Annotated in this window: 16 protein-coding genes; 11 read left to right on the plus strand and 5 right to left on the minus strand. The window is 60.6% G+C overall.

The genetic code is table 11. The features are described 5' to 3' along the window. The first annotated feature begins 77 nt into the window (after positions 1-77). From ACFPM8_RS11540 to ACFPM8_RS11565, 6 genes are all read left to right on the plus strand, one after another. Positions 78-974, plus strand: a complete 897-nt coding sequence (locus ACFPM8_RS11540; protein ID WP_378997690.1) for an MBL fold metallo-hydrolase — start codon at positions 78-80, stop codon at positions 972-974. After that, positions 968-1,609 (plus strand): DsbA family protein, encoded by a 642-nt coding sequence (locus tag ACFPM8_RS11545; RefSeq protein ID WP_378997691.1) that lies wholly within the window; start codon positions 968-970, stop codon positions 1,607-1,609. Before ACFPM8_RS11540 ends, ACFPM8_RS11545 begins: the two co-directional genes overlap by 7 nt. A 292-nt stretch (positions 1,610-1,901) precedes the next feature. Further along, a complete protein-coding gene (locus ACFPM8_RS11550) occupies positions 1,902-2,279 on the plus strand; it encodes a hypothetical protein (protein WP_378997692.1) in 378 nt (125 codons plus the stop codon). A gap of 288 nt (positions 2,280-2,567) precedes the next feature. Beyond that, positions 2,568-5,384, plus strand: coding sequence for an autotransporter domain-containing protein (locus ACFPM8_RS11555; RefSeq protein WP_378997693.1), 2,817 nt, complete (start codon positions 2,568-2,570; stop codon positions 5,382-5,384). Positions 5,385-5,645: 261 nt separating this feature from the next. Continuing rightward, positions 5,646-6,056, plus strand: a complete 411-nt coding sequence (locus tag ACFPM8_RS11560; RefSeq protein ID WP_378997715.1) for a DUF4336 domain-containing protein — start codon at positions 5,646-5,648, stop codon at positions 6,054-6,056. After that, a complete protein-coding gene (locus tag ACFPM8_RS11565; RefSeq protein WP_378997716.1) occupies positions 5,957-6,247 on the plus strand; it encodes a hypothetical protein in 291 nt (96 codons plus the stop codon). Before ACFPM8_RS11560 ends, ACFPM8_RS11565 begins: the two co-directional genes overlap by 100 nt. 85 nt (positions 6,248-6,332) lie before the next feature. Here ACFPM8_RS11565 and ACFPM8_RS11570 read toward each other — a convergent pair whose 3' ends face one another. Then, complete coding sequence (locus ACFPM8_RS11570) at positions 6,333-7,493, minus strand: saccharopine dehydrogenase family protein (RefSeq protein WP_378997694.1); 1,161 nt, start codon at positions 7,491-7,493, stop codon at positions 6,333-6,335. 350 nt (positions 7,494-7,843) lie between these two features. On the opposite strand from ACFPM8_RS11570, the gene ACFPM8_RS11575 reads away from it, so the two are divergent. Beyond that, a complete protein-coding gene (locus tag ACFPM8_RS11575; RefSeq protein WP_378997695.1) occupies positions 7,844-8,290 on the plus strand; it encodes an Lrp/AsnC family transcriptional regulator in 447 nt (148 codons plus the stop codon). A 457-nt stretch (positions 8,291-8,747) separates the two neighbouring features. Here the strand turns inward: ACFPM8_RS11575 and ACFPM8_RS11580 are convergent, their stop codons facing one another. Continuing rightward, the gene (locus ACFPM8_RS11580; protein WP_378997696.1) at positions 8,748-9,056 is read right to left on the minus strand and encodes a panthothenate synthetase; all 309 of its coding nucleotides are present in this window, start codon (positions 9,054-9,056) and stop codon (positions 8,748-8,750) included. 78 nt (positions 9,057-9,134) lie between these two features. After that, positions 9,135-9,797 carry a tRNA-uridine aminocarboxypropyltransferase gene (locus tag ACFPM8_RS11585; RefSeq protein ID WP_378997697.1) on the minus strand — a complete coding sequence of 221 codons (663 nt, stop codon included), beginning with the start codon at positions 9,795-9,797 and terminating at the stop codon, positions 9,135-9,137. 470 nt (positions 9,798-10,267) lie between these two features. Here ACFPM8_RS11585 and ACFPM8_RS11590 point away from each other — a divergent pair, with 470 nt between their 5' ends. Next, on the plus strand, positions 10,268-20,788 hold the full coding sequence (locus ACFPM8_RS11590) for a non-ribosomal peptide synthetase (RefSeq protein WP_378997698.1): 10,521 nt from the start codon (positions 10,268-10,270) through the stop codon (positions 20,786-20,788). 184 nt (positions 20,789-20,972) lie between these two features. Here ACFPM8_RS11590 and ACFPM8_RS11595 read toward each other — a convergent pair whose 3' ends face one another. Beyond that, positions 20,973-21,374, minus strand: a complete 402-nt coding sequence (locus ACFPM8_RS11595) for a hypothetical protein (protein WP_378997699.1) — start codon at positions 21,372-21,374, stop codon at positions 20,973-20,975. Between the two features lie 352 nt (positions 21,375-21,726). Here ACFPM8_RS11595 and ACFPM8_RS11600 point away from each other — a divergent pair, with 352 nt between their 5' ends. From ACFPM8_RS11600 to ACFPM8_RS11610, 3 genes are all read left to right on the plus strand, one after another. Then, positions 21,727-21,996: a hypothetical protein gene (locus ACFPM8_RS11600; protein WP_378997700.1), complete on the plus strand. Its 270-nt coding sequence runs from the start codon at positions 21,727-21,729 to the stop codon at positions 21,994-21,996. A gap of 158 nt (positions 21,997-22,154) precedes the next feature. Continuing rightward, positions 22,155-23,525, plus strand: a complete 1,371-nt coding sequence (locus tag ACFPM8_RS11605; RefSeq protein ID WP_378997701.1) for a radical SAM protein — start codon at positions 22,155-22,157, stop codon at positions 23,523-23,525. Between the two features lie 4 nt (positions 23,526-23,529). Continuing rightward, positions 23,530-24,444 (plus strand): cupin domain-containing protein, encoded by a 915-nt coding sequence (locus ACFPM8_RS11610; protein WP_378997702.1) that lies wholly within the window; start codon positions 23,530-23,532, stop codon positions 24,442-24,444. Here the strand turns inward: ACFPM8_RS11610 and ACFPM8_RS11615 are convergent, their stop codons facing one another. Further along, a complete protein-coding gene (locus ACFPM8_RS11615) occupies positions 24,445-25,545 on the minus strand; it encodes an aKG-HExxH-type peptide beta-hydroxylase (RefSeq protein WP_378997703.1) in 1,101 nt (366 codons plus the stop codon). It lies immediately after the preceding gene. Positions 25,546-25,930: the final 385 nt, after the last annotated feature.

The raw sequence follows: 25,930 nt of genomic DNA on the forward strand, positions 1-25,930 counted from the left end.
TGCGCACTATTATGGGGTTTTTTGCGACGTTTTTGGCAACTATGATGGCGGTTCTTTATCCCTTTCTGGAGATCGCAATGTTGAAATCGAAATTGAAACGCACTTTGTTCCGCTCGCTGCTGGCCGCCACGCTTGGATTTGCGTTTGCCGGTTCCGCCGTCGCAGCGTCCAAGCCACTGACGCTGGAAGTCTACAATCCCGGCGCCAACGGCATGTTCCCGGTGTCCTCGGAGCTGATTAGCGGCGAGCGCGATGCGATCCTGATCGACGCCCAGTTCGACCGCGCCAACGCCGGTCAATTACTGAAAAAAATCCAGGACAGCGGCAAGCAGCTCACCACGATTTACATCAGCCACGGCGATCCCGATTACTACTTCGGCCTGGAAGTGCTGAAGGCGGCCTATCCGGACGTCAAGATCGTGGCCAGCGCGCCGGTGATCGCCCACATCAAGGCGACCATGCAGGCCAAGCTGGCATTCTGGGGACCGAAACTGGGCGTCAATGCGCCGCAGCAACTGATCGTCCCTGAGGCATTACAAGGAAACACGCTGACGCTGGAAGGCCGCAAGCTGGAAGTGATCGGCCTCGATGGCCCTGGCGCCAACCGCAGCTTCGTCTGGATTCCTTCGTTGAAGGCGGTGGTCGGTGGCGTGGTGGTGGACGGCAATCAGCACGTCTGGACCGCCGACACCCAGACCCCGGCTGCGCGTCAGCAATGGCTGAAGACGCTGGATAGGATCGAAGCATTGCAACCGGTCACTGTCGTGCCAGGACACTTCAGCGCCGGCGCGCCGCAAACCATAGAATCGGTCCGCTTCACCCGCAACTACCTGAAGACCTATGAAGCCGAAACGACCAAGGCCAAGGATTCCGCCGAGCTGATCGCGGCGATGAAAAAGCACTATCCGGGGCTGACAGGCGAGTCCTCGCTGGAACTCGGCGCCAAGGTCAGCAAAGGCGAAATGAAATGGTAAGCAATGCCCCGATTCTGCATTACATCTACGACCCGATGTGCGGCTGGTGCTACGGCGCAGCGCCTTTGCTGAAGGCCGCGCGCGAAGTCGACGGCCTCGGTATCGTGCTGCACGGCGGCGGTATGATGAGCGGCGCCAATCGCAAGCAGGTCAGCCAGGCATTGCGCGATTACGTGATGCCGCACGACCACCGGATTGCGGCGCTGACCGGGCAGGCATTCGGCCATGCCTATTTCGACGGTTTGCTGCTCGACACTACGGCGCTGCTGGATTCGACGCCGCCGATCACCGCCGTGCTCGCGGCGCAATCGACGGCAGGGCGCGGCGCGGATCTGCTGGAGCGGATCCAGCTGGCGCATTACGTGCAGGGCCAGCGGGTGGCGGAGACGGCTGTGTTGCAGGCGCTGGCAGCGGAGATCGACCTGGATCAGGCCGCGTTCGAGGCCGAAATCGTGCGCCTTGGCGGGGCTGCCACGCAGGCGCATATCGACAGCAGCCGGGCGCTGTTGGCGCGGGTCGGCGGTCGGGGCTTTCCGACTTTTGTATGGCAAAGAGGGGAGCAAATGACGGTATTGGAAACCGGGCGTTTTCTGGGACAGCCGGAAGTTTGGAAAGCGGCGTTGAGCGCGATGTGAGTCGCGCTGCCTGAAAGCCTGCCTTGCGAGGCAGGCTTTTTCGGGCACCTCTAAAAACCTACTGCGCGACCCAATCTCTGGGCTGCGATGCTCACCGTACCCCTGTACGGCTGCGCTTCTCCCCCAGACCTTGGGCCGCTCGCTACGGTTTTTAGAGGTGCCCTTTCGTTCGTCGATGCGCAAAGATTGCAATCGACAATGCACAGTGAACGTTTGGGCGTATGCTAGCTGACGATGCATCCAGGTAATATCAGCTGCAAACCAGCAGCCCAACAACGATCCGGAGAATGAAATGAAAACCCGCATTTATTCCACTCTCAAATACATCATCCCGCTCAGTCTGGCCGGCCTGTCCATGGCGGCGCAGGCCCAAGGCGTACCGCCGCCGCAAAATGGGCATCTATTAACGCCGTTGCCAAAGACCATTGTTGCGCCGGAATCCCTCCCGTCGCCGGCAGCCGCAGCCCTGACCAGCCCGATAAATACGATCAGCTCGGGAAATCCGGCCAGCCCGACCAATCCAAGTACCACACTCCCCAATCAAACGCCAACACAGCCGGCCTCGTCGGAAAACATCTCCGGTTCCGGGCCAAGGCCGGCAGTCAGGGGCATGTCGGGGGGCGACATCAGCGCACCCGACAGCAGCGGCAAGAGTCACCTCCCCAAGTAGCGGCGATGCAGTTTCGACGCCTGATCGAATAGCCATCATGTTGCCGTTCAGCAGCTATCTGTTGATATCTTGTTGTTATTTAACGCGAAAATTAACGATATTTCATGCTGTGTTTTCATAGCATTTAGCTGTTTCTTAGATTACTTAGTGCGATTTATTGTGAAATCGGGGAGCCGAAGGTATCTTTGCGGTCATTATTTTTGACCACGCAATTTGACGTGAAAGTACTACCAAGACACCCTCGGTCAGGTAAGTGTTCGCTGCAAGTTATCCCTCCCCGAGAGAGTTATGAATCGCGAACCAGTAAGCCATTTTCCTAGCCGTTTTCCGTTGTCCGTCGTGTCGGTTGCCGTCCTCACCATGCTGGCCGCTTGCGGCGGCGGTGGCGGCGGCAGCCAGAATCCCGGCGCTGCGACCCCCACCCCGACAGCGCCGCCGCCGTCAAGCTCGACGGTGCCGGCCCTGAGCGCCAGTGATCCGAGCAATGCCAACCCCGCGCATGCACGCGGCATTACCGGAAAAAACGTGACGATAGGCGTGGTCGATACCGATTTCAACGTCTCCGATCCCGAGTATGCCGGGCGCCTGACCAAGACCGTCTATTCCGCCGGCGGCGCCAACGGCAATCCGCACGGCACCGAGGTGGTGGAAGCGCTGGCCGGCGTCAGCTACGGCATCGCGCCCGCCGCGACGATACAGGGTGCGGCTTCCGGTACCACTGGCGAAGGCTTGATCCTCAGCAGCCAGATCTATCAAGACATGTTCAACAAGGGCGTCAGGATTTTCAACCAGTCGAACGGCTTTGGCTCGATTACCACGCCGGGCACCGATGCCGCGACTTACTACAATATTTATCAGCCGTACGCGGCGCAGGGCGGCTTGTTTATCTGGGCCGCCGGCAACGATGCCAGCGCCCATCCCACTTTAACTGCGGGTTTGCCGGCGCTGTATCCGGCGCTGCAAAAGAACTGGATCGCGGTGGTCGCGGTGAATGCGGTCGGCGGCGCGCAAGGTTATTCCAGCAGCGACACTACTCCCGGCGTGCTGTCCAGCTATTCGAATCGCTGCGGCGAAGCCGCCAACTGGTGCCTGGCGGCCCCCGGCGATTTCATCTCGCCCAGCGCCGGCAGCCGCGTCTACGGCACGTCGTTCGCCACGCCGGCGGTCACCGGCACTGCGGCGCTGGTGCAGCAAGTCTATCCGTGGATGAATGCCGACCTGATACGCCAGACCATCCTGTCGACCGCCACCAGCATGGGCGATCCCGCCACTTACGGCTGGGGCATGTTGAACGCCAGCAAGGCAGCCAACGGCCCGGCGCTATTCGATACCCGGCTGGCGCTCGGCAACAACGTCAACGTCACATTCGATGCGGCCAGCGCCACCTTCAGCAACAACATCGGCGGCGATGCAGGATTGATCAAGGATGGCAGCGGCCAGCTGACTTTGTCGGGTATCAACACCTATACCGGCGCCAATGAAGTGGTCAAAGGCACCCTCAACATCACCGGTTCGATTGCCTCCGCGGTCACCGTCGATGCCGCCGGCACGCTGTCCGGCGCCGGCGGCCGGATCGGCGGCAGCGTCGTCAACAATGGCCGCCTGAGCAATACCGGCGCCGGCATGACCATCGTCGCCAATTACACCGCATCGTCCAACGCGGTGCTGGCCAATCAATTGAATACCACTCTGACGGTCGGCGGCAGCGCCGCGCTGGGCAGTTCGCACCTGGTCGCCACCACGCCGGCCGGCAGCAGCGATCCATCCGGCTACGTCACGCAGCAAGTCGGGGTCAAGGGCAAAGTGCTGACCGCCGCCAACGGCGTGACGGGACAATTCAGCGATGTCTCGTTCGAGCATGACGGCATCACTTTCAACCCCGGCACCTTCCTGACCGCGACGCTGGCCTATAGCGCCAAGGAAGTCGATCTGAACATCTCCCGTAACGACGTCACGGTATTGGCGGCGCAAGCGTTCCCGGCCGACGCCACCCGCAACAGCAGCGCCGCCAACGTCCAGCAAGCACTGAAAGCCGCCGACACCATGGTCGCCAGCGGCAACGCCGGCGGCGGCAATGCCGCCTTTGTCGCCAGCGCCGCGGCATTGGAGCGTACCGCCAACATTGCCGCCGCAGCCCAGGTCCTCGACAGCCTGTCAGGCCAAATCCATGCATCGGCCCAAGCCCTGACATTCCAGCAGTCGCAAGCAGTCAACCGCGACCTGTCGAACCGTCTGGCCTTGTTGGGCGACAGCCAGTCGGCGCGGGCCCAGAGCGGCCTGTGGGCGAGCGTCATCGGCGCTTCCGGCAAATTGTCCGAAGCAGGCTATGCCGGCGCCAACACTTCCACCTGGGGCGGCCAGTTCGGCTTTGATACCCGCCTGAATGACAAAGCGATTGTCGGCGCGGCGATTTCCTATTCGGACAGCCGGGCCAATTTCGACCGTTTCGGCGGCGTTTCCAAAAGCCAGAATACCGGCCTCTCGTTGTACGGCCGTTATGCGCTGACCCAGGACGGGATTTACGTCTCCGGCCGCACCGGCGTCGCCAGCGTCAACAACAAAGTCAATCGTACCGCCATCGTCGGCAGCGAGACCGACAGCCTGTCGGCCGAGCACAGCGACAAGGTGTTTTCCGCTTATGTCGAAACCGGTTATGTGCGGCAACTGTCCGCGACATCCAACCTGACCCCGTTCGCCGGGATTGCCTACGATAGACTCAAACGCGGCGGCTTCACCGAAAGCGGCAGCCCGTTCGGCCTGAGCGCCAATAGTCAGTCGTACCAGCAAACCGCGGGCCTGCTCGGATTGCGCGGCGATGCCCATTGGAACTGGGTCGGCGGCAGCAGCATTCTGCAAGCCTACGCCGCCTGGCAACATGGATTCAACGACGGCAAGCTGGATTTCGGCGCCGCCTTCGTCGGCGCCCCGGGCGCAGGCTTTACCGTGCAAGGCATCGGCTTGGCGCGCAATAGCGGCTGGGCCGGGATTGGCATCACGACCGCGGTGGATAAGAGCTGGAGCTGGTATGCCAACTACGATGCCCAGCTTGGCAGAGGCGGTTTGGCGAACAATGTCCTGTCGGCGGGGATACGGATCGCTTTTTAAAAAATAGAGGAGTAGGGCGGATGAGCGCAGCGTTATCCGCCGCTGGATGTGCCACCTGCGCTTGATGCATCCAGGACGGCGGAAGACGCTACGCTTTTCCACCCTACGCTGCTGTTGTTACGTAGAAATTATTTAACTCCTATAATGCCTCACTCCTGTTTCGTATCAAGTGAGGTCATTGCAATGCTTCAAGCTATCGCCCCCAACATATGGCATGCGCAGCACGAGTTCGTGGTGAGCGGCCTGCGGATGTCCTCGCGCATGACCGTGGTGCGCCTTAAAAATGGCGGGCTGTGGATCCATTCGCCGGTGCCGCTATCGGCTGAGATCCACTCCCAGCTTTCGGCTCTGGGCCAGGTGCAGTTTGTCGTCGCACCCAACAAGACCCACCATTTGTTCGTCTCGAAATACCTCGCTGCTTTTCCGCAGGCCAGACTGTTCGGAGCGCCCGGGCTGCTTGCCAAGCGGCCGGATCTGGCAGGCATGCATGAATTGACGCGAACCATCGAGCCGGAGTGGCGCGAAGATCTGGACCAGGTTTTTTTGACGGTATCCCGTTTGGCAATGAGACCGTGTGGCTGCACAAAGCGTCGCGCACGCTTATCGTCACCGACTTGTGTCAGTTGTGGCTCGGCGATTTGGCATTTGCGGCCAAGGTTTTTGCACGCCTGACCGGCGTCCGCACCCGGCTTGCGGTGCCGCGTACAGTGCGTTTTTTGGTCAAGGACAGGCAAGCGGCGCGCGCCAGCGCCCAAAAAATTCTGCAGTGGCCGTTCGAGCGGGTGGTGGTGGCGCATAACGCCATCATCGAGCATGACGCGCATGCGGCTGTGGCCAGGGCGTTTGCCTGCTTCGACAATTAGCCAGGCGGCTGGTACAAATGACAATCGGCCTGAATAACTCGCAAGAGTTATTCAGGCCGATTTTTTTGAAGCAGCTAATGAAACCTTAAGCAACCGCCTTCAGTTTGCTGAATTCAGCATGGTTGGCCGGCGCAAAGCCGCTGTTGCCCGGCGCGTTGCTGGCATAAAACTGGCCGAAGCGATTGCCCAGGAAATCCGCCAGCGTCACTTCTTCCTGCCGCACAAAACCGACTTGCGGCAACACCCCTTGCACCACCAGATCCACCATCGCGCAAATGCCGGCCGCCGTGGTCAGCTGGATCGCCGACAGCAATTGACCGTTCACATGCTGGCTGTAAATCTTCTTGGCATAGGTTTCTTGCTCAAGCCGGCCTTCACGGATGCCGCACACGCTGACGAAGGTCAACACCACATCTTGCTTGGTCATCGGGATCGAGGTTTCCAGCACTTCCTTCAGGATCGGACGACGTTCCAGTTTGCCCAATTGCAAATCGCGCACCAGGATCTTGATGATGTCGCGATGGCCTGGATAGCGCACGGTCTTGTAATCCAGGTTCTGCACCTTCTCACGCAAGCTGTCGCACAGAGTGCCCAAGCCGCCAGAAGTGTTGAACGCCTCGTAATTGATGCCGTCCAGCGAAAAGTTTTCCAGCTCTTCCAGCGGCGAGGTTTCGCGCAGATGACCATCGACAATCGCTTCGCAAGGATTGCAATACTCATTGATCAAACCGTCGGTGCTCCAGGTCAAATTGTATTTGAGCGCATTGCTGGGGAAGGTCGGCAGCGCACCGACCCGCATTTTGACGTCGTGCAATTGCTCGAAGCGGCTGGCAACATCGTTCGCTACGATCGAAATGAAGCCCGGCGCCAGACCGCATTGCGGCACGAAAGCGGTGTTTGCGTCCTTGGCCAGCAGCTTGACGAAGCGGGTGCTCTCGACATCTTCGGTCAGGTCGAAATAATGCGAGCGCTCGGCTTTGGCCGCGGCAGCGATCACCGGCGTCAGGAAATACGGGCAAGCAGACAGCGTTACGTCATGGCCGCGGATCAGCTTGCTCACGGTTTGCGGATGCGAGATATCGGCCAGGATCGTCGTCACGTTCGGAAAGCCGGCCTGCTGCACATACTGCAAACGTTGCGGATCGCGATCCGCGACAGTCAAAATGTAATCGCCGGTATGCGACAGCAGATTAAGAATCGCATCGCCGATCTTGCCGGCGCCTAAAAGAATCAATTTGGTAGTCATAGCTGTCACTCGTATCGTGGATTATTGTCTATTAGTAACGCTGCCAGTGGTGGTGCCGATACAGCCAGCTCAGTATGCGACAGCGCATGTCCACACTTAAGGCACCTCTAAAAACCTACTGCGCGTCCCAATCTCGGGGCTGCGATGCTCGCTGTACCTCCGTACAGCTGTGCTTCTCGCCCCGACCTTGGGCCGCTCGCTACCGTTTTTAGAGATGCCCTTAATGCCGCCTCCGCGGTAAGTGCTGCCGATATTCTAAATTCAAGCAAAGTCAGATAATAGAGTGTAAATAGTCGTCAAAATATATAATAACGATACACTTTGACCACCTTATAAGATGGATTGTAGCGATGAGAGACAAACTTGATGAAGTTGACCACCAGATCCTGGCTTTGCTGATGGACGATGCGCGCATGTCGATGGCCACCATCGCCAAGCGTGTCGGCGTCGCCAGGACCACCGCGATCGCCAGGCTGGCGGCGATGGAAAAGAAGGGGGTGATTGCCGGCTACGGCGTGCGGCTCGACCTGGAGTTATATCAACCGGCGGTGCGCGCCTACGTCGGCATCTCGATCGACTCCCGCAACGCGCCCTTATTGGTGCAACAACTGCAAAAAATGTCCCAGGTGGAAACCCTGTGCGCAGTCAGCGGCGTGATCGACTATATGCTGACCCTGCGCTGCCAGTCGACCGACGAGCTGGACCGCTTGCTGGACCAGATCGGCGCGATGGAAGGGGTGCGCCACACCTCGACCTCTATCATCCTGAGCAAGCGCATCGACCGCGGGCCGATTTAAAAGGCGGCGGGGCCGGGTGCCGGCAAGATATGCGATTAATTGATAACTGGTATTCGAAGAATAAAGCAGACAGTCATGTTGCGGCGCCATATAGTTACACCTGTCTCCTCCAACACCTCCTAAGGTTTGGATTCAACCCGCTACCGCAAGGTCAGCGGGTTTTTTTTCGTTTGAAAAAAATGATAGTGAAATTTGTTTAGTAAAATGACAGGAGCGGCGGAAATGGTATTTCGACCAGCCGACCGAAGAAAATCGAGCGCAACCCTGTGCGGCGCGACAACACGCAAGATATATCAATTACTAATAACTGATATTCGGAGAATAAAGCAGACAATAATGTTGCAGCGCCATATAGTTACACCTGTCTCCTCCAACACCTCCTAAGGTTTGGATTCAACCCGCTACCATCAGGTCAGCGGGTTTTTTTTCGTCTGTGTCCCCCGATTAGCAACAGTCTCTACGACGACCATTTCCGGCCCAGCACCTCAAGTCCCGCTTGCTTCAGGTCCTCCGGCGTCATGACCACCCTTAACTCCACAGTCGCATTAAAGATAAGAAACCATGGCTCGGCAAGCGCCGGGATTTTCGACGGATCGGCGAGGTCGATCAGCAACAGCGCGGAACGCTGTCCTTGCTGTTCGGTGAAATAAACCGCTTCCGGTTTTAGCTCATCCAGAATCCGGTCCATTTTCTTGCCGACGCTGCCGTCCTTGACGGCAAGGTTGAACTCGGCGTGGGGAAATTTGACGTTCAATAGCATGCGCACGATTGCCTCCTCAGAAATTTTAGTTAGCCTCGAAAAGCTAATTTCCATTCTAGGATTTCCGGCTACTTTAGATACCCGTCATTTCGCTTCGCGCGGATCCAATCTGTATCCAGACTGCTGCGCCACAAAACCGTCAAACGCGTCGAGCAAAGGCCGATATTTCTGATCGTTGTTTTCCAGTTGCATTAACGCGTAACAAGTCGCTTCCAGCGTCGAAAGCTGCTCCGGGCGATGGGCTTTGCGGATCAGGTAGTGCGATGCCGGCGTGTCGCGCAGGGCCAGCCGCGGCAGGGCTTGCAGCAGCGGATTGAGGTAGAGCATGTTGCGGCTTTTGCGCCAGGTGCCGTCCAGCACCACCAGGCGGCATTGCGCCGGCTCACGCAATATCGCTTCATCCAAAGCTGGCGGCGTCGATAGCTTGAGGGCTTGATCTTGCGGGCTGTCCGGATACAGCAAAATTGTGTGCTTGATGGTCCGTTCAACGTCCGCTTCGCCGCTCTCCCGCGCACGAAGAGGCGCATGCAGCAATGCCTGCAACGCTGCTTCGGCAAATACCTCGCCGATCTCCAGCGCGCTGCGAGGCAAGCTCAGGTGCAGCAGGCGAGCGCTGCCTTTGGCGTTATCGACTTCCAACGGATGCTGCAGGATAAGCACCTCGGCCGCATGCTCGGTGGCGGTGATCCAGTCGCATATGCAGGTGCGTTGCGGGCGCAGGCAACGCGGGCAAGTGGGGCGTTTCATATTGGCAGGCTGGGTCATCGGTTGCTTTGTGCTGAAGCGAAGCGGCATTGTAGATCGGCTCGCAGCGCGTGCAAATATTGCTTTGCAACATGATGCTGCAGACAAGCGATACGAAACCCTGTCAAAGCGCACAGTTACCGGATTCTATAGTTTATATAGAGTAACTTTTAGCCGATATTTTTTTATTTGCGGCGTTGCAACAATCGTTATGGTGCCATTGAGCGGCAGCATGCTGAGTGCAATGAAATCTCCATCAGCACGCGCTCGCAACCATCAGTATTTGCTTATTCCGTTCCCGACTGTGCCTTCTCGCTTTCGACGGTCAATCCTTACTTCGCAGTAGAAGACCGACTCTCCACAGCTATGCAACGCGAGAGTCCGTGACGTCGACCGAAAAAAAACACCTTTCACAGCGCGCCATGCGTTCGGCAGATTGCCTGTGCCATCAAGACCATGAATAGAGGATTGTTATGTTGAACTTAGTTGATACATTCGCTCCACCTGACACTGATTCAAATGGCACTGCGGCTACCGCCCATTCACTCTCCTCTGTGCAGCAAGTTATCTGGCTGGATCAAACGCTGAACCCGGACCTGCCTCATTACAACGTCGGCGCCGCGATACAAATCGACGGCGAGATCGATGCCCCCTTGTTTGAATACGCCGTCAAGCGCTTCGTCGATCAGAACGATGCATGCCGGATGATACTCATCAAAGAGTCGGACATGGCGCGACAGCAGGTGTTGCCGTGGGTCGATAGCTGCGTGCCGGTGATTGATTTTTCCAACAAGGCCGACGGCAACAACCGGGCCTGGCAACACATGCGGCAAGCCTTCAGTCAGCCATTCGATCTCTATGGCGGCTTGCTGTGGGAAATGCAACTGGTGCGGGCCAGCCGTTCCCGCTATTACTGGTTCCAGCGCTATCACCATTTGATCGCCGACGGCATCAGTGTGTCGCTTGCGACGCTGGGCGTCAGCAATGAATACAACCGGATGCTGGGCCTCGATACCAGCGACTCTGAAGCCGGACCGTCCTATCTTGATTTCATCGCGAAGGATCAGGCTTATCTGGCTTCGCAGCGGTTTTTGCACGACCAGCAATTCTGGAGCGAGCGCTTTACGGCACTGCCGGCGCCGCTGGTGCCACAGACGGGTGCGCCGGCGGCGCGAGAAATTTCGCCGGGCGACCAGGTGCTGTGGCCGATCAAGCGCGCATTCTTCAATCGCATGAATGCATTCGCAGCCGAACATGGATTTTCCAGCATGCATTTCATGCTGGCATTGGTGAGCATCTATTTCGCCCGCGTCAGCGATCTGGACCAAGTTGCTATCGGCGTTCCGGTGCACAACCGCAGCACGGCCAACGACAAGAAAACCTTCGGCATGTTCTCGTCGATGATTCCGGTCGGGATTGCGCTTGATCGAAATCAGTCTTTTGTCGATGTCATGCAGACCGTTGCCGCCGAATTGCGCCGCAGCTACCGCCATCAACGCTTGCCGATCGCGGAGATCAATCGCAATCTGAAACTGGCGCAAAGCGGACGCAAGCAATTGTTCGACGTCTCGCTGTCGTTTGAAACCTACTACGGCGAACTGTTTGTCGGCGATGTCAAAAGCAAGGTGATCCGGCTCAACCATGGATTTGAGCAAGCGCCGCTCGCGATTGCGGTCTGTAACTACCATCAGGAAGACGATGTCGTGGTTGAGCTTAACTACAACACCGGCAGCTTCGGACGCGATGAGATCTTGCGCATTCGATCCCGACTGGCCGCGTTGATGAAGGCCGCGGTAGAAGGCATGGATTGCGCGATCGCGCGCTTGCCGATGCTGTCCACATCGGAACGGCAACAAGTCGTGAGCGGATGGAACGCGACCCAAAGCGCGTATCCCCGCGAACAATGCATTCAAAGCTTGTTTGAAGAACAGGCAGCCAAGACCCCGGATGCGGTGGCGCTGGTGTATCAGGATGAACAACTGAGCTATGCCGAACTCAATCTGCAGGCCAACCAACTGGCGCATTACCTGCGCGAGCAGGGCGTCAGGCCGGACGACCGGGTGGCGTTGTGCGTCGAGCGTGGACTGAGCATGGTGGTCGGTCTGCTGGCGGTACTGAAGGCGGGCGGCGCCTATGTGCCGCTGGATCCGGCCTATCCGGCGGAGCGGCTGGCGCACATGCTGGCCGACAGCGCGCCGGTGGCGGTGCTGACGCAAAGCGGCATCACGGGTGCCTGGCCGGAAGTGTTGGCCGGCATCCCGCCCGGCGTGCCGGTCATCGATCTGGCTGCGGCAGCGTCGCTCTGGGGCGGCAATGTCACGCACAATCCGGATCCGGCCAGCATCGGCCTCAGTTCGGCCCACCTGGCGTATGTGATCTATACCTCGGGCTCGACCGGCACGCCGAAGGGGGTGATGGTCGAGCATCGCAATGTGACTCGCTTGTTCGCCGCCACGGCTGATTGGTTTCATTTCGGCAGCGACGATGTGTGGAGCTTGTTTCATTCGTTCGCGTTCGACTTTTCGGTCTGGGAAATCTGGGGCGCGCTGCTGCATGGCGGGCGGCTGGTGGTGGTGCCGAAGGACAGCGCGCGTTCGGCCGACGATTTCTATCGCCTGCTGTGCCGGGAACGGGTCACGATCCTGAACCAGACTCCGAGCGCGTTCCGGCAACTGATCGCGGCGCAAGCGTCCAGCCAGGATGTACACCAACTGCGGCATGTGATTTTTGGCGGCGAAGCGCTGGAAGTGGCCACGCTCGCGCCCTGGTTCGCGCACAACGACGAGCAGCGCACCCGGCTGGTCAATATGTACGGCATTACCGAAACCACGGTGCACGTGACGTACCAGCCGTTGACTCGGGCCGATTGCGAGCGGCGCGGCGCCAGTCCGATCGGTCGCCGGATTCCGGATCTGAGCATTTACCTGCTTGATGCCGAAGGCGAGCCGGTGCCGGTCGGCGTCGCCGGCGAGATGTATATCGGCGGCGCCGGCGTCGCCCGCGGGTATTTGAACCGGCCGGAACTGACGGCGCAACGCTTCGTGTCCGATCCGTTCTCGGCACTGCCCGGTGCCCGTATGTACCGCAGCGGCGACCTGGGACACTGGCGCGAGGACGGCACGATAGCCTACCTGGGTCGCAATGATTTCCAGGTCAAGATTCGCGGCTTCCGGATCGAGCTGGGCGAGATCGAGGCGCGCTTGACGGAGCACCCGGCGGTACGCGAGGCGGTGGTGCTGGCGCGCGAAGACAAGCCGGGCGACCAGCGCCTGGTCGCGTATATCGTCGCTGCCAGGACGGTCGATGCCGAGCAGCTGCGTACCCATCTGAGCGCGCAGCTGCCGGACTACATGGTGCCGGCCGCCTACGTGCAGCTGGACGGCATGCCGCTGACGTCGAACGGCAAGCTCGACCGCAAACGTCTGCCGGCGCCGGATGCCGACGCCTATGCGGTGCATGCTTACGAAGCGCCGCAGGGTGCAACCGAAACCACGCTGGCGGCCATCTGGTCCGAGCTATTGCAGATTGAGCAGGTCGGCCGTCACGACAATTTTTTCGCGTTGGGCGGCCACTCCTTGCTGGCGGTGCAAATGATTTCGCGCCTGCGGCATAGCCTGGGGCTGGAAGTGGCGCTGAGTGCGTTGTTTGCGCAGCCGGTGTTGGCAGAGTTTGCCGCCGGACTGAACTCTGCTGAAACGACGGCCTTGCCGGTGATTGTCGCGGTCGACGGCGTCGAGCGGCAAGCGCTGTCGTTCGCCCAGCAGCGGCTGTGGTTCCTGGAACAAATGGGCGGCGTCAGCCAGGCCTATCACATCCCGGCCGGCTTGCAGTTGAACGGGCAACTCGATCATGCGGCGCTGGCGCAAGCGCTGGACCGTTTGCTGGCGCGGCATGAAGCGCTGCGCACCACGTTCCACGAAGTCGACGGCCAGCCGCGGCAGTGCATTACGTCGGCGGAAGAAAGCTGCTTTCTGTTGTTGGAACACGACTTGCGCGACCATCCGGAGCCGGCTGAAGAGCGCGAACGCCTGCTGGCCGAAGAAGCCGGCACGCGGTTCGACTTGAAGCACGACCCGTTGATCCGCGGCCGCCTGATCCGCGAAGCGGCCGAGCAGCACACGCTGCTGATCACGATGCATCACATCGTCTCCGACGGCTGGTCGATCGGGGTCTTGGTCAATGAGTTCAGCGCTTTATACAGCGCGTTCCGGCAAGGTCAGGACGATCCGCTGCCGCCGCTGACGGTGCAGTACCCCGATTACGCGGCATGGCAGCGACGCTGGCTAACGGGATCGGTGCTGCAGCAACAAGCCGACTATTGGCAAGCCAACCTGGCGGGCGCGCCGGCGCTGCTGGAATTGCCGGCCGACCATCCGCGCCCGGCGCAGCAGGATTATGCCGGCGCGGTGATCGATTGCCGGCTGGATGCCGAGCTGACGCGAGGGCTGAAAGCGCTGAGTCAGCGACACGGCACGACCTTGTTCATGACCTTGTTGAGCAGCTGGGCGCTGCTGCTGGCGCGCCTGGCGGGTCAGGATGAAGTGGTGATCGGGACGCCGACGGCCAACCGCGGCCGGGCCGAAGTGGAAGGCTTGATCGGTTTCTTCGTCAACACGCTGGCGTTGCGGATGGATGTCGGCGACGCGCCGACGGTGGCGCAGCTGCTGGCGCGGGTCAAGCAGCAAGCGCTGGCGGCGCAACAGCATCAGGAACTGCCGTTCGAACAAGTGGTGGAACTGACGCGGCCGGTACGCAGCATGGCGCACAGCCCGTTGTTCCAAGTGATGTTCGCGTGGCAGAACGCGCCGCAAGGCAGCCTGGCGTTGCCGGGCTTGACGCTGACGCCGCTGGCGTTGACGCAGGCGACGGCCAAGTTCGACCTGACGCTGGCGCTGGGCGAGGTCGGCGACACGATCGCCGGCAGCATCGAATATGCGACGGCGCTGTTCGAACGCAGCACGGTGGCGCGCTACCTGGGCCATTGGCGGACCCTGCTGGCGGCGATGGTGGCCGACGATCAGCAATCGGTGATGCGCTTGCCGCTGCTGTCGGCGGTAGAGCGGCATCAAGTGGTGACCGGCTGGAACCACACCGGCACCGACGATCAGCCCGGGCAATCCATCCACAGCCTGTTTGAAGCGCAGGTCGCCAAGACGCCGCATGCGGTGGCGCTGGTGCATGAGGATACTCAACTGAGCTATGCCGAACTGAATGCGCAGGCCAACCAGCTGGCGCATTACTTGATAGGGTTGAGCGTCGAGTCGGGCGAACGGGTGGCGCTGCAGCTGGAGCGCTCGCTGAAACTGGTGGTGGCCCAACTGGCGATCCTCAAATGCGGCGCGGCCTATGTGCCGATCGATCCGGCCCTGCCTGACGAGCGCAAGATTTTCATGGCAGGCGATAGTGCAGTGAAGGTGGTACTCACCACCGCCGGCAGTGCTTGGCCCGAGTTGGCCGCGGTGGCGCGCATCGACATCGATCAGCCGCTGTCGGTCGAGAGCAAGGCATTCACGGCTACCGACAATCCGGCAGGGGCGGCCGATGGCGAGACCGTCGCTTACATCATGTATACCTCGGGTTCGAGCGGCCACCCCAAGGGCGTGCTGGTGTCGCATCGAGGCGTCAAGCGGCTGGTGCTGAATAACGGCTACGCCAATTTTGACGCCGGCGACCGGGTCGCGTTTGCCGCCAATCCGGCCTTTGACGCGTCGACCATGGAGGTGTGGGCGCCATTGCTCAATGGCGGAAGGATCGTGGTGATCGACAAGCCAACGCTGCTCGACCCGGCGCTGTTGGCGCAAGCGTTGGAACGGCAAGGGGTCACTGTACTCTTTTTGACCACGGCGTTTTTTAATCAATGCGCGGCGCTCGTGCCGCATGCATTTTCCGGCTTGCGTTTTCTGATCATCGGCGGCGAGCGCTGCGATCCGGCCTCGTGCGCGCGGGTACTGCGGGCAGGCAAACCGCACCATCTGATCAACGGCTACGGGCCGACCGAAGCGACGACCTTCGCCACGACTTACGAAGTCACCGAGATCGACGCAGCGGAACAGTCGGTCCCGATTGGCCGCCCGATTGCGAACACCCAGATTTACTTGCTCGATGCACAGGGCGAACCGGTGCCGGTCGGCGTCGCCGGCGAGATTGTCATCGGCGGCGCCGGTGTCGCAAAAGGATATTTGAACCGTCCCGAGTTGACGGCGCAACGCTTCGTGCACGATCCGTTCTCGGCGCAGCCCGGCGCCCGCATGTACCGCAGCGGCGACCTCGGGCGCTGGCGGCAGGACGGCACGATCGAGTATTTGGGCCGCAACGACTTCCAGGTCAAGATTCGCGGTTTCCGGATCGAGCTGGGCGAGATCGAGGCGCGGTTGACGGAGCATCCGGCGGTACGCGAGGCGGTGGTGCTGGCGCGCGAAGACAAGCCGGGCGACCAGCGGCTGGTCGCGTATGTCGTCGCGCAGCCGGAGCAAGCGGCGCTCGACGCCGAGCAGCTGCGTGCCGATCTTGGCATCCATCTGCCGGAATACATGGTGCCGGCCGCCTATGTGCAGCTGGAGCAGATGCCGCTAACCTCGAACGGCAAGCTCGACCGCAAGCAGTTGCCGGCGCCGGACGCCGACGCCTATGCGGTGCATGCCTATGCCGCACCGCAAGGCGAGATTGAAAGCGCGCTGGCGGCCATCTGGTCCGAGCTGCTGCAAATCGAACAGGTCGGCCGTCATGACAATTTCTTCGCGCTGGGCGGCCACTCCTTGCTGGCGGTGACGCTGATGGACAGGATGCGCCGGCAAGGATTGCAAGCGGAAGTGCGGGCCTTGTTTGCCGCGCCGACAGTGGCCGGGCTGGCCGCCGCGGTAGGTGGCGAAAGCCGGCTGGCGGTGCCGCCCAACCTGATCCCGCCGCAGAGTGAAGTCTTGACCCCGGCGATGCTGCCGTTGATCGCGCTGAACAGCGTCGAACTTGCCCGCGTCGTCGGCACGGTGCCGGGCGGCGCCGCCAATGTGCAGGATATCTATCCGCTGGCGCCGCTGCAGGAAGGCATCCTGTTCCATCATTTGATGGCGAGCGAGGGCGATCCGTATCTGTTGATGGGCCTGACCAGTTTCGACAGGCGGATGCAACTGGAGCGCTATCTGAGCGCGTTGCAAGCGGTGATCGACCGGCACGATGTTTTTCGCACGGCAGTGGTGTGGGACGGCGTGCCGGAACCGGTGCAGGTGGTGTGGCGTCATGCGCGCTTGCCGATAGAGGAGATCCAGCTGGACCCGGCGGCGGGAGATATCGCGGCGCAATTGCGGGCCCGCTTCGATCCTCGCGAATACCGGCTGGATATCTCGCAAGCGCCGTTGCTGCGGACTTGCCTGGCCTACGATGCGCCGCAGCGGCGCTGGCTGTTGCTGACCTTGCTGCATCACCTGGCGGGCGATCACACCACGCTGGACGTGGTGCGCGCCGAGATCGAGGCGCATCTGCTGGGCCGGGCGCAGCAGCTGCCGGCGGCGCTGCCGTTCCGTAACTTTGTCGCCCAGGCACGGCTAGGCGTGACGCCAGAAGCGCATGAGGCGTTCTTCCGGAACATGCTGGCAGACGTCGATGAACCGACCGCACCGTTCGGCTTGCTGGAGGTGCGCGGCGACGGTAGCGGACTGGAAGAAGCGCAACGGCCATTGAATCCGGGTTTGGCGCGGCGGCTGCGGCAGCAGGCGCGGCAACTGGGCGTGAGCGCCGCCAGCATCTGTCACCTGGCTTGGGCGCAGGTGCTGGCGCGGGCCGCAGGGCGCACGGATGTGGTGTTCGGGACGGTGCTGTTCGGGCGCATGCAGGGCGGCGAAGGTGCCGACCGGATGATGGGATTGTTGATCAACACGCTGCCATTGCGGATCAAAATCGACGAGCAAGGGGTGGCGGCCAGTGTCCGCCGTACCCACGGCTTGCTGGCCGAATTGCTGCAACACGAGCATGCGTCGCTGGCATTGGCGCAGCGGGCCAGCGCGATTCCGGCGACCACGCCATTGTTCTCGGCCCTGCTCAATTACCGTCACAGCGCCGACAGCCTCGCGCCGTCGGCAGAAGCGCAGCAAGCCTGGGCCGGGATCGAGATGCTGGCAGGCGAAGAGCGGACCAACTACCCGCTGGTGTTGTCGGTGGACGACCTGGGCCAGGGTTTTCGGCTGACGGCGCAGGTGGCGGCAGCGGTGGGCGCGCTGCGGGTGTGCGACTTCATGCAGACGGCGCTGGAACGGCTGGTCGCGGCACTGGAGACGGCGCCGGAGCAGGCGTTGATCAGCGTCGATGTATTGCCTGCGGCAGAACGGAAGCAGGTGCTGATGGATTGGAACGCGACCCAGGTCGCTTATCCGCAGCAGCAATTGATTCATCAGCTGTTTGAAGCGCAAGCCGCCAAGACCCCGGACGCGGTGGCGCTGGTGCATGAGGATGCGCAATTGACCTATGCCGAACTGAATGCGCAGGCCAACCGGCTGGCGCATTACCTGATCGCGCTAGGCGTCAGGCCGGACGACCGGGTCGCGCTCTGTGCCGAACGTGGCCCAGAGATGGTGGTCGGCTTGCTGGCGGTGTTGAAGGCGGGCGGCGCCTACGTGCCGCTGGACCCGGCCTATCCGGGCGAGCGGCTGGCGCACATGCTGGCCGACAGCGCGCCGGTGGCGCTGTTGACGCAAGCCGGCATAGGCGGCGCTTGGCAACAAGTATTGAGCACCATCTCGTCCACTTTGCCGGCGCTCGATCTGGCGGCAGTGGCGCCGCCGTGGGCCGGGCATGCCGCGCACAATCCGGATCCGGCCGCCATCGGCCTGAGCGCCAGCCATCTGGCGTATGTGATTTATACCTCGGGCTCGACCGGTAGGCCGAAGGGGGTGATGGTCGAGCATCGCAATCTGGTCAATTTGATTGATTGGCATTGCAGCGCCTTCGCCTTGCAGGCCGGCCATCGTTCATCCTGCGTGGCGCGACTGGGATTCGACGCTGCGGCCTGGGAGATCTGGCCGACACTGTGTATTGGGGCAACATTGCTGTTGCCATCAGAACGCCAGAGCAAGGACCCGGCCGCCTTGCTGGACTGGTGGGTTAGGCAAGATCTGGATGTCAGCTTTCTGCCGACACCGATGGCAGAGTTGGCGCTCTCCAGCGGGATGCGCAATCCGCGGTTGCGGCAGCTGTTGATCGGCGGCGATCGCTTGCGCCAACTACCGCAACAGCCGCTGCCATTCTCGCTGATCAACAACTACGGTCCTACCGAGACCACCGTGGTGGCTACTTCCGGCCGCCTGCCGGAGTCGGCTCCAGTGCTGCATATCGGCCGGCCGATCGCCAACACGCAGATTTACCTGCTGGATGCACAGGGCCAGCCGGTGCCGGTGGGCGTCAGCGGCGAGTTGTACATCGGCGGCGCCGGCGTCGCCCGCGGCTATCTGAATCTTCCGGAATTGACCGCGGAGCGTTTTGTGCACGACCCGTTCTCGACACAAGCCGGAGCCCGCATGTACCGCAGCGGCGATCTGGGGCGCTGGCTGGCGGACGGCAATATCGAGTATCTGGGCCGCAAGGATTATCAGGTCAAGATCCGCGGTTTCCGCATCGAATTGGGCGAAATCGAAACACGGCTGAGCGCCCATCCAGCAGTACGCGAAGCAGTGGTGGTGGCGCGCGAAGATAGCCCGGGCGAGCAACGGCTGGTCGCTTATTACATCGCACAAGCGGATCAGCCGGCGGTCGTCGCCGAGCACCTGCGCACTCACCTGAGCATGCATTTGCCGGACTACATGCTGCCGGCGGCCTATGTGCAGCTAAGCAGCATGCCGCTGACGCCAAACGGCAAGCTGGCCCGCAAGCGCTTGCCGGCGCCGGAAGCCGACGCCTATCCGGTGCGTGTTTACGAAGCGCCGCAAGGCGCGATCGAAACCACGCTGGCGGAAATCTGGAGCGACTTACTGAAAATCGAACAGGTCGGACGTCACGACAATTTTTTCGAGTTGGGCGGACACTCATTGTCGACCGTGAATATGGTCAACTTGCTCGGACAGAGGGGGATTGCCAGTTCAGTGGGAGACGTGTTCATGCATCCGACCATCGTCTCCCTGGCCGAACATATCGCGCGTCACAAGCCGCAGGAGCAAAGCGCATTGGCGATACGCGCCGGCGGCTCTCAACGGCCGTTGTTCCTGATGCATGAAGGCACCGGTTTCCTGATCTACGCGCATAAGCTGGCAACTTTCGTGGATGCCGAGATTCCGGTCTATGGCTTGCCGTCCGTGCCGTTTGCGGAGGAGCAGTTATGCACCGTACCAAGCATGGCGTTGCGGATGGTGGAAATGATACGGGAGGTGCAGCCGGCCGGGCCTTATCGCCTGGCAGGGTGGTCCTTCGGCGGCGTGCTGGCCTATGAAGTTGCGCGGCAACTGATGAACCATGGTCACGCTGTCGAGTTTCTTGGACTGTTCGATGCCCATTGCGCACTTGACGACGCCAACGCACGGTGCGTGCTGGAAGCGGACGACAAAAGTTTGCTGCTGACGATGATGCAGTCTGCGGTTGCCGACAATGAAGACCTGCTGCTAGCGGTTGATAGATTGAAATCAGCGGCAATGGATATGGATCTGGCGACCTTGATAGAGACAGCGCGGCAGAGCGCGATCATGCCTGATTTCCTGCCTGGTCTAGCGATACCGGAAGTCCAGCAAATCCTGGCGCGTCATCGCGCCATATGCCAGGCCTATTACGACTATGCCGCGCCGCCGATTGCCGTCCCGCTCCACCTGTATTGCGCAGAGGACGACAACAGCTATCCGCCGCTGCGCGGTTGGAACCTGGTTTTGCCGGAAACCTGGATACGTCTGATACCGGTGCCGGGAACCCATCAAACCATGATGATTGCCCCGCATATTGCCGCTCTCGGCCAAGCGCTGAGTGCGGGACTGTATGCGGCCGGAGGGGACCGGCGGGCGGGGGTGGAACAGGTTGCCGCCTGTTGACGCTGATGGGCGTTTGAGCGGCAGACCAGGTCGAGCGCTGCAAATGACCTGGTCTGCGTTATTCCATTACGAAAATTTACGCCCATCCTTTTTACAAAACACCAGATTGACGCATATGAAAACCGCGATGGTCAGCATCATGGCGGATGTTGCGCTGGTCGCGGCATTGGAATACTGGCCTGATTCAATGATTCAGCTGCTTGATGGTGCAGTTCTGCGCCAGCACGGCGAGCTTGACGGAGGGCACGTCCGGGCTGTTACCCAACTGGATCAATTTGCAATCCATGGTTCCCGCAAGTCTTCCCTGGAAGTTGGTCAAGGCCGTCAGCCGGGACTCGGGAACCGAAGTGTCGAAAATGATAAAGGCCGGCAAAGGCTGCCCCCTGAAGTCATTGGTGGTGCCGGCGATGCCGTTCAAGTTGCGGCCTGCGCCTATGGTCGCAATCGCGCCTTGCTCGATCCGCAGCAGCGCATTTTTCTTTTGCTCCATGACGTTGGCGTGCTGGGGTATTTGTTCGCTGGCGGCGATAGCGGATTCAGCAACCGTCAGAACGGCGACGCCGAGCAGTCCGAGTATTGTGTGCATTTTCATTTTTTGGCTTTGGAAAATATGTTGTGTTGTGCGTTTGGCTTGCCTATTTATTCAAGCCAAATAGCGCCTGAAAACGTCCTTTATTCCGGGCTGAAAAAGCTGTCAAAACGCGCCTTGAATAACGATGGGCAGTGTACTACGCTTCGGTTGCGTTACGGCAATATAGGGGCACCTCGAAAAACCGTAGCGAGCGGCTCAAGGTCGGGGCGACGAAGTTGCAACACCTGCAGCTGTACGGAGGTACAGCGAGCATCGCAGCCCCGAGATTGCGCCACGCAGTAGGTTTTTCGAGGTGCCCACAGGATTCGATGACTTACCCTCAGAAACGATTACCAAGGAGATCATCATGGCAACTAGGACCGAAGTGAAAGCTTTGCTGGCACGTTCGCAAGTAGCAATCAATGACGCCTTGCATAACGTCGATCAGATGACGCCTGCCGAGCTGCAGGACGTGACAAAAATCGCACCGGTGGCATTTTTCGACAAGAACGGATCGTGCGGCGCGACCAGCGTTGCGGACCTGCGCGCTGTGTTCGACAAAAACGGCTCCTGCGGCGCCGTGGACGTCAGCCTGGAAACAGCGCTGCAAAATGTGCTGAGCAAGCCGGCGCGTTAATGATCCGGGCCGTCTTCGTCATTCCGATTTGTCTTCATCCTTACGCAAACAGTACGTCGCAAGCAAAAACAGTATCGTCAGCTGAGGTAAGCAGTTACAGCTGACGATACTGAAAATAACAAATCAAGGGCCGAGCTTGCCCGCCGACGGGGATACTGATGCTTACCTCACTCAAGCTATCCAGGTATATCGTCACCAGCGACCTGTTGTCGGCTGCCCGCACCGGTTTTCAGGGACGGGTGGTGTTTCCGACCCGTTCAAGTTCACCGCTGACTGTTGACGAACTCACTTGGCGACGGATCCAGGACGGCGCACTGGACGCGCTGCCGCCAAACGCAGTTCAGCGGCTGATCGAAGCCAAGGTGCTGGTCCCCGCTGACGAGGATGAATTTGCCGCCGTCGTCAGCGAAAACATGGCCGCGATCGAACAGCAAGACGTGCTGTACCAGGTGGTCCAGCCCAGCGCATGGTGCCAACTGGACTGCAGTTACTGCGGCCAGGAACACAGTAAAAAATGGCTGGGCGAGGAGCAGCAAGAGGAGTTCCTGCAGCGGATCCGTGCCCGGCTGGCTTCGGGCCGTTATCGGCACCTCAAAATCGGCTGGTTCGGCGCCGAACCGCTGACCGGCCTGACGGTCATGCGCCGTCTGGGCGCGAGCGCACAGGCGCTGGCGAAGGAACTGGGCTGTGGCTATTCGGCCCGCATCATCAGCAACGGCATCGGCTTGACCCCGGCCATCGCCAGGGAGCTGCTGGAACAGCATTGCATCAGCGAGGCGGAAATCACGCTGGACGGTCTGGCCGCGGACCACGATCGCTTGCGCTTCACTAAAACCGGCAAGGGCAGTTTCCGCAAAATATTCGATAACCTGCGCTCGGTCGCCGCGGCCACCGAACTCAAATTGGTCATCCGATGCAATGTCGACCGCTTGAATGCCGACGGGGTGGCGCCGCTGATCGAACAGATCGCGCAAGCCGGGCTGGCGCAGCGGGTGCAGTTCTACACCTCGCCGGTCTACGCCTGGGGCAATGACGCCGACCAGACAGCGTTGGACCGGGAAGAGTTCGCGCAATGCGAAGTCGAGTGGCTGGCCTTGCAAATGCGGCTCGGCTTCCAGGTCGGCTTGCTGCCGCCGCGCCGCAAAATTGTGTGCATGTCGGTCCAGCGGGAAGCCGAGGTGGTCGATGCTTACGGCGCCACTTTCAACTGCACCGAAGTGCCTTATGTTCCTGCCTACGGGCAGCCGAACAGCTACGAAATCCGGATTCCGGTCAGCAGCATCAAGGTGCGCAGCGGCGCCAAGCTGCATGCCGGCAGCAACGAGACGCCGGCTAACAAGCTGCACAACTTCAACCAACAACTGTTGCAAGGCGAGCATTTGCAATGCGCCAGCTGCAACATGCTGCCGGTGTGCGGCGGCCAGTGCCCGAAATCGTGGCACGAGGGGCATGCTCCCTGTCCATCGGCAAAAATCAATATGAAAGAGCGGCTCAACCTGCTGTTCGCAGCAGACCAAATGACGGAGTGAACAATTGGCAGATCGACACACCATTCCCGCTTTTCTCGCCCCGATCACGGCCAGGACGTTTGTGTCCGAATACCTGGACCGGGCCATGCTCCTGATCCAGCGCCGTGATCCGGACTATTTCAAGCAGCTGATCAGCTTGTCCGAGATCGACCGGCTGGTGACCTCGATCAGGATCCCTGCCACCAACTTCAACCTGGCGCAAGACGACCTGCCGTTGGCGCAGAATGCTTATTGCGACGGCGCTTCTTACGTCAACAAGGAGCGCGCTCTCAATTTGCACCGCGAGGGCGCGACCATCATCCTGCGCTCGGTGGAGCAATGGTCGCCGGCGCTGAACCGGCTGCGGATCGAGACAGAAAAATTCTTTGGCTGCGAGGCGCAGACCAACGCCTACCTGACGCCGCCGTCCAAGAAAAGCACGCCGCCGCATTGGGACACACATGATCTGGTGGTGCTGCAAATCACCGGACGCAAGCGCTGGCGCTTGTATGAGGGGCATCGCAGCTTGCCGCTGAGCGACGAGCGGTTCCGGATCGGCGAGGATTACGTCAGCAGCACTTACAAGGAGGTGGTGCTGGAACCGGGCGACAGCCTCTATCTGCCGCGCGGCATCATTCACGAACCGGTGGCGGATACCTACTCGGTACATGTGTCGATCGGCATCCATCCGGTCAGGTGGTACGACGTCTGTTGCGTCGCCTTACGCATGCTGGCCGAGCAGGAGGGCAGTCCGTTGCGCGCGGCGCTGCCTTGCAGTCATCTTGCCGGGAGCGGAAGAGCTTCTTTGGAGGCCTTGCCCAACATGCTTGACCGCGACTTGATCGAGCATGCAATGGAGGTGGTGCGCAGCGGCTTCGCCGAAGTCGGCACGGTCGACCTGGAAGGGCAACTGCTCGAGTTTGCTCGACGGCAGTCCTGATTAGTTGGAAAAAGCCGCGCGTGCCGACTCGCGGGTGAGGTTCACTACCTGCGGCGCGAAATCGGACATCTGGCCCGCCATGCTACCCAGATGGTCGGCGCCATCCATCGCCTTGAAACCGCGCTCGATAAACAGCAAGCGCGCGCGCGAGATCTCATCTTCGCCGTATAGCCGGCGATAGCAGTGCCAATACTCGAGCAGTGTGACCCAGACGATGCAGGCGTGGATATAGGCATGCGGCGTCAGCGGATTGCCGGTCCAGGGCGACGGTATGGTGTTGCCGGCGGTGCTGGCGGCATGCCATTGCACCAGCGGGCGGCTCAGTTCCGCGCAATCTATGGCGCAGTGGGTCGCCTCATGCAGCAAGACTTCGGCCAGCGCCTTTGGATGCGCTGCCGCCGCCGCATTGACCACGACGATGCGGCCGATGGCGGCGCCGGAGGTCGCGCCCCAGCATTCCGACGGCCGGCTGGTTTCGGTGCGCAGCACCAGGTTGGTGGCCAGCATCGAAAAAATGCTGTGTCCCAGCGGCGAGCTTGTTTCCAGGATTTCTACCGCCGCATCCAGGCATTCGCACGCGTAATTGGTGTCGTGCCGGCTCAGCAGGCGCGGGCGCTGCAGTCCGGCCGAGGGTATCTCCAGCGCCGCCGGCAGCGATAGATCGAGCGGCAGGCCGCATGCCAGCCGAGGGCCGCAAAAGCGCTTGTCCTGGTATTCCAGCGGCAGGCATCCGGGCGGCACATCTTGCCCCAGCCAGACGTCGCCGAGGAGTGACCAGGCATCCAGGTATTGGCCGCTGTCCGTGGCATGGGCGATCTTGAGCAGGTCCTTGATCGACTGTTCGCCGCCGCTGCCGATCCGCAGCAATTGGCACATCGCGGGCGAGCGCAGCACGTCGGTCGCTGCCTGCTCGGACAGCTCCTGCAATAGCGTCAGGCATTGCTCGATGTCTTTCGGGTCGGGCAGGGTGGCGATCCGGTAGTGCAGCAGGCGTGCCAGGTAGGTATAGCGTGCATTGTGCAAACTGCTGGCCAGGTCGCCGGCGGTGACCGGCTGGTCCAGGACTGCTGATACCACGTCGAGCAGGATGTTGGGGCCCATGAGGAGAGTCTCCTTATATGATTCTGGTCGCGATTCATCAATGCAGTTAAACGGGGTCAGAGTGCCGAGGACTGTTTTTACGCTTGCCGTCTTGGTGATCTCAGTTTTTCGCCCTGACCGCGACCGCAAAAATTAGTTAAATGGGGTCAGAGTTAAATGGGGTCAGAGTTTTTTTTCGTCGGCTGTTTGACGAAAATTACTCTGACCCCTTTTAACGGGCTACGGAGTGCATGCGGTTGCAATCGTTCGTCGTTACTTAATACGGTCGCTACTCCGTGGAAGCTCGTCGGGGGTAGCCCGACAGCTAGTCATATATGGACGCCCTCAGTTTGACAAGCATTCAATCGACGATCACAAACAGGTAAAGATTGCAGCCATATATCCG

Source organism: Paraherbaspirillum soli, assembly GCF_042654985.1.
In the GTDB taxonomy this organism is placed as follows: domain Bacteria; phylum Pseudomonadota; class Gammaproteobacteria; order Burkholderiales; family Burkholderiaceae_D; genus Paraherbaspirillum; species Paraherbaspirillum soli.

Bases quoted from the DNA above. Each gene is read 5' to 3' on its own strand.
- ACFPM8_RS11540 (WP_378997690.1), top strand. From the start codon at position 78: ATGTTGAAATCGAAATTGAAACGCACTTTGTTCCGCTCGCTGCTGGCC.
- ACFPM8_RS11605 (WP_378997701.1), top strand. From the start codon at position 22,155: ATGCTTACCTCACTCAAGCTATCCAGGTATATCGTCACCAGCGACCTG.
- ACFPM8_RS11615 (WP_378997703.1), bottom strand. From the start codon at position 25,545: ATGGGCCCCAACATCCTGCTCGACGTGGTATCAGCAGTCCTGGACCAG.
- ACFPM8_RS11570 (WP_378997694.1), bottom strand. From the start codon at position 7,493: ATGACTACCAAATTGATTCTTTTAGGCGCCGGCAAGATCGGCGATGCG.
- ACFPM8_RS11545 (WP_378997691.1), top strand. From the start codon at position 968: ATGGTAAGCAATGCCCCGATTCTGCATTACATCTACGACCCGATGTGC.
- ACFPM8_RS11555 (WP_378997693.1), top strand. From the start codon at position 2,568: ATGAATCGCGAACCAGTAAGCCATTTTCCTAGCCGTTTTCCGTTGTCC.
- ACFPM8_RS11595 (WP_378997699.1), bottom strand. From the start codon at position 21,374: ATGCACACAATACTCGGACTGCTCGGCGTCGCCGTTCTGACGGTTGCT.
- ACFPM8_RS11600 (WP_378997700.1), top strand. From the start codon at position 21,727: ATGGCAACTAGGACCGAAGTGAAAGCTTTGCTGGCACGTTCGCAAGTA.
- ACFPM8_RS11575 (WP_378997695.1), top strand. From the start codon at position 7,844: ATGAGAGACAAACTTGATGAAGTTGACCACCAGATCCTGGCTTTGCTG.
- ACFPM8_RS11590 (WP_378997698.1), top strand. From the start codon at position 10,268: ATGTTGAACTTAGTTGATACATTCGCTCCACCTGACACTGATTCAAAT.
- ACFPM8_RS11585 (WP_378997697.1), bottom strand. From the start codon at position 9,797: ATGAAACGCCCCACTTGCCCGCGTTGCCTGCGCCCGCAACGCACCTGC.
- ACFPM8_RS11550 (WP_378997692.1), top strand. From the start codon at position 1,902: ATGAAAACCCGCATTTATTCCACTCTCAAATACATCATCCCGCTCAGT.
- ACFPM8_RS11560 (WP_378997715.1), top strand. From the start codon at position 5,646: ATGACCGTGGTGCGCCTTAAAAATGGCGGGCTGTGGATCCATTCGCCG.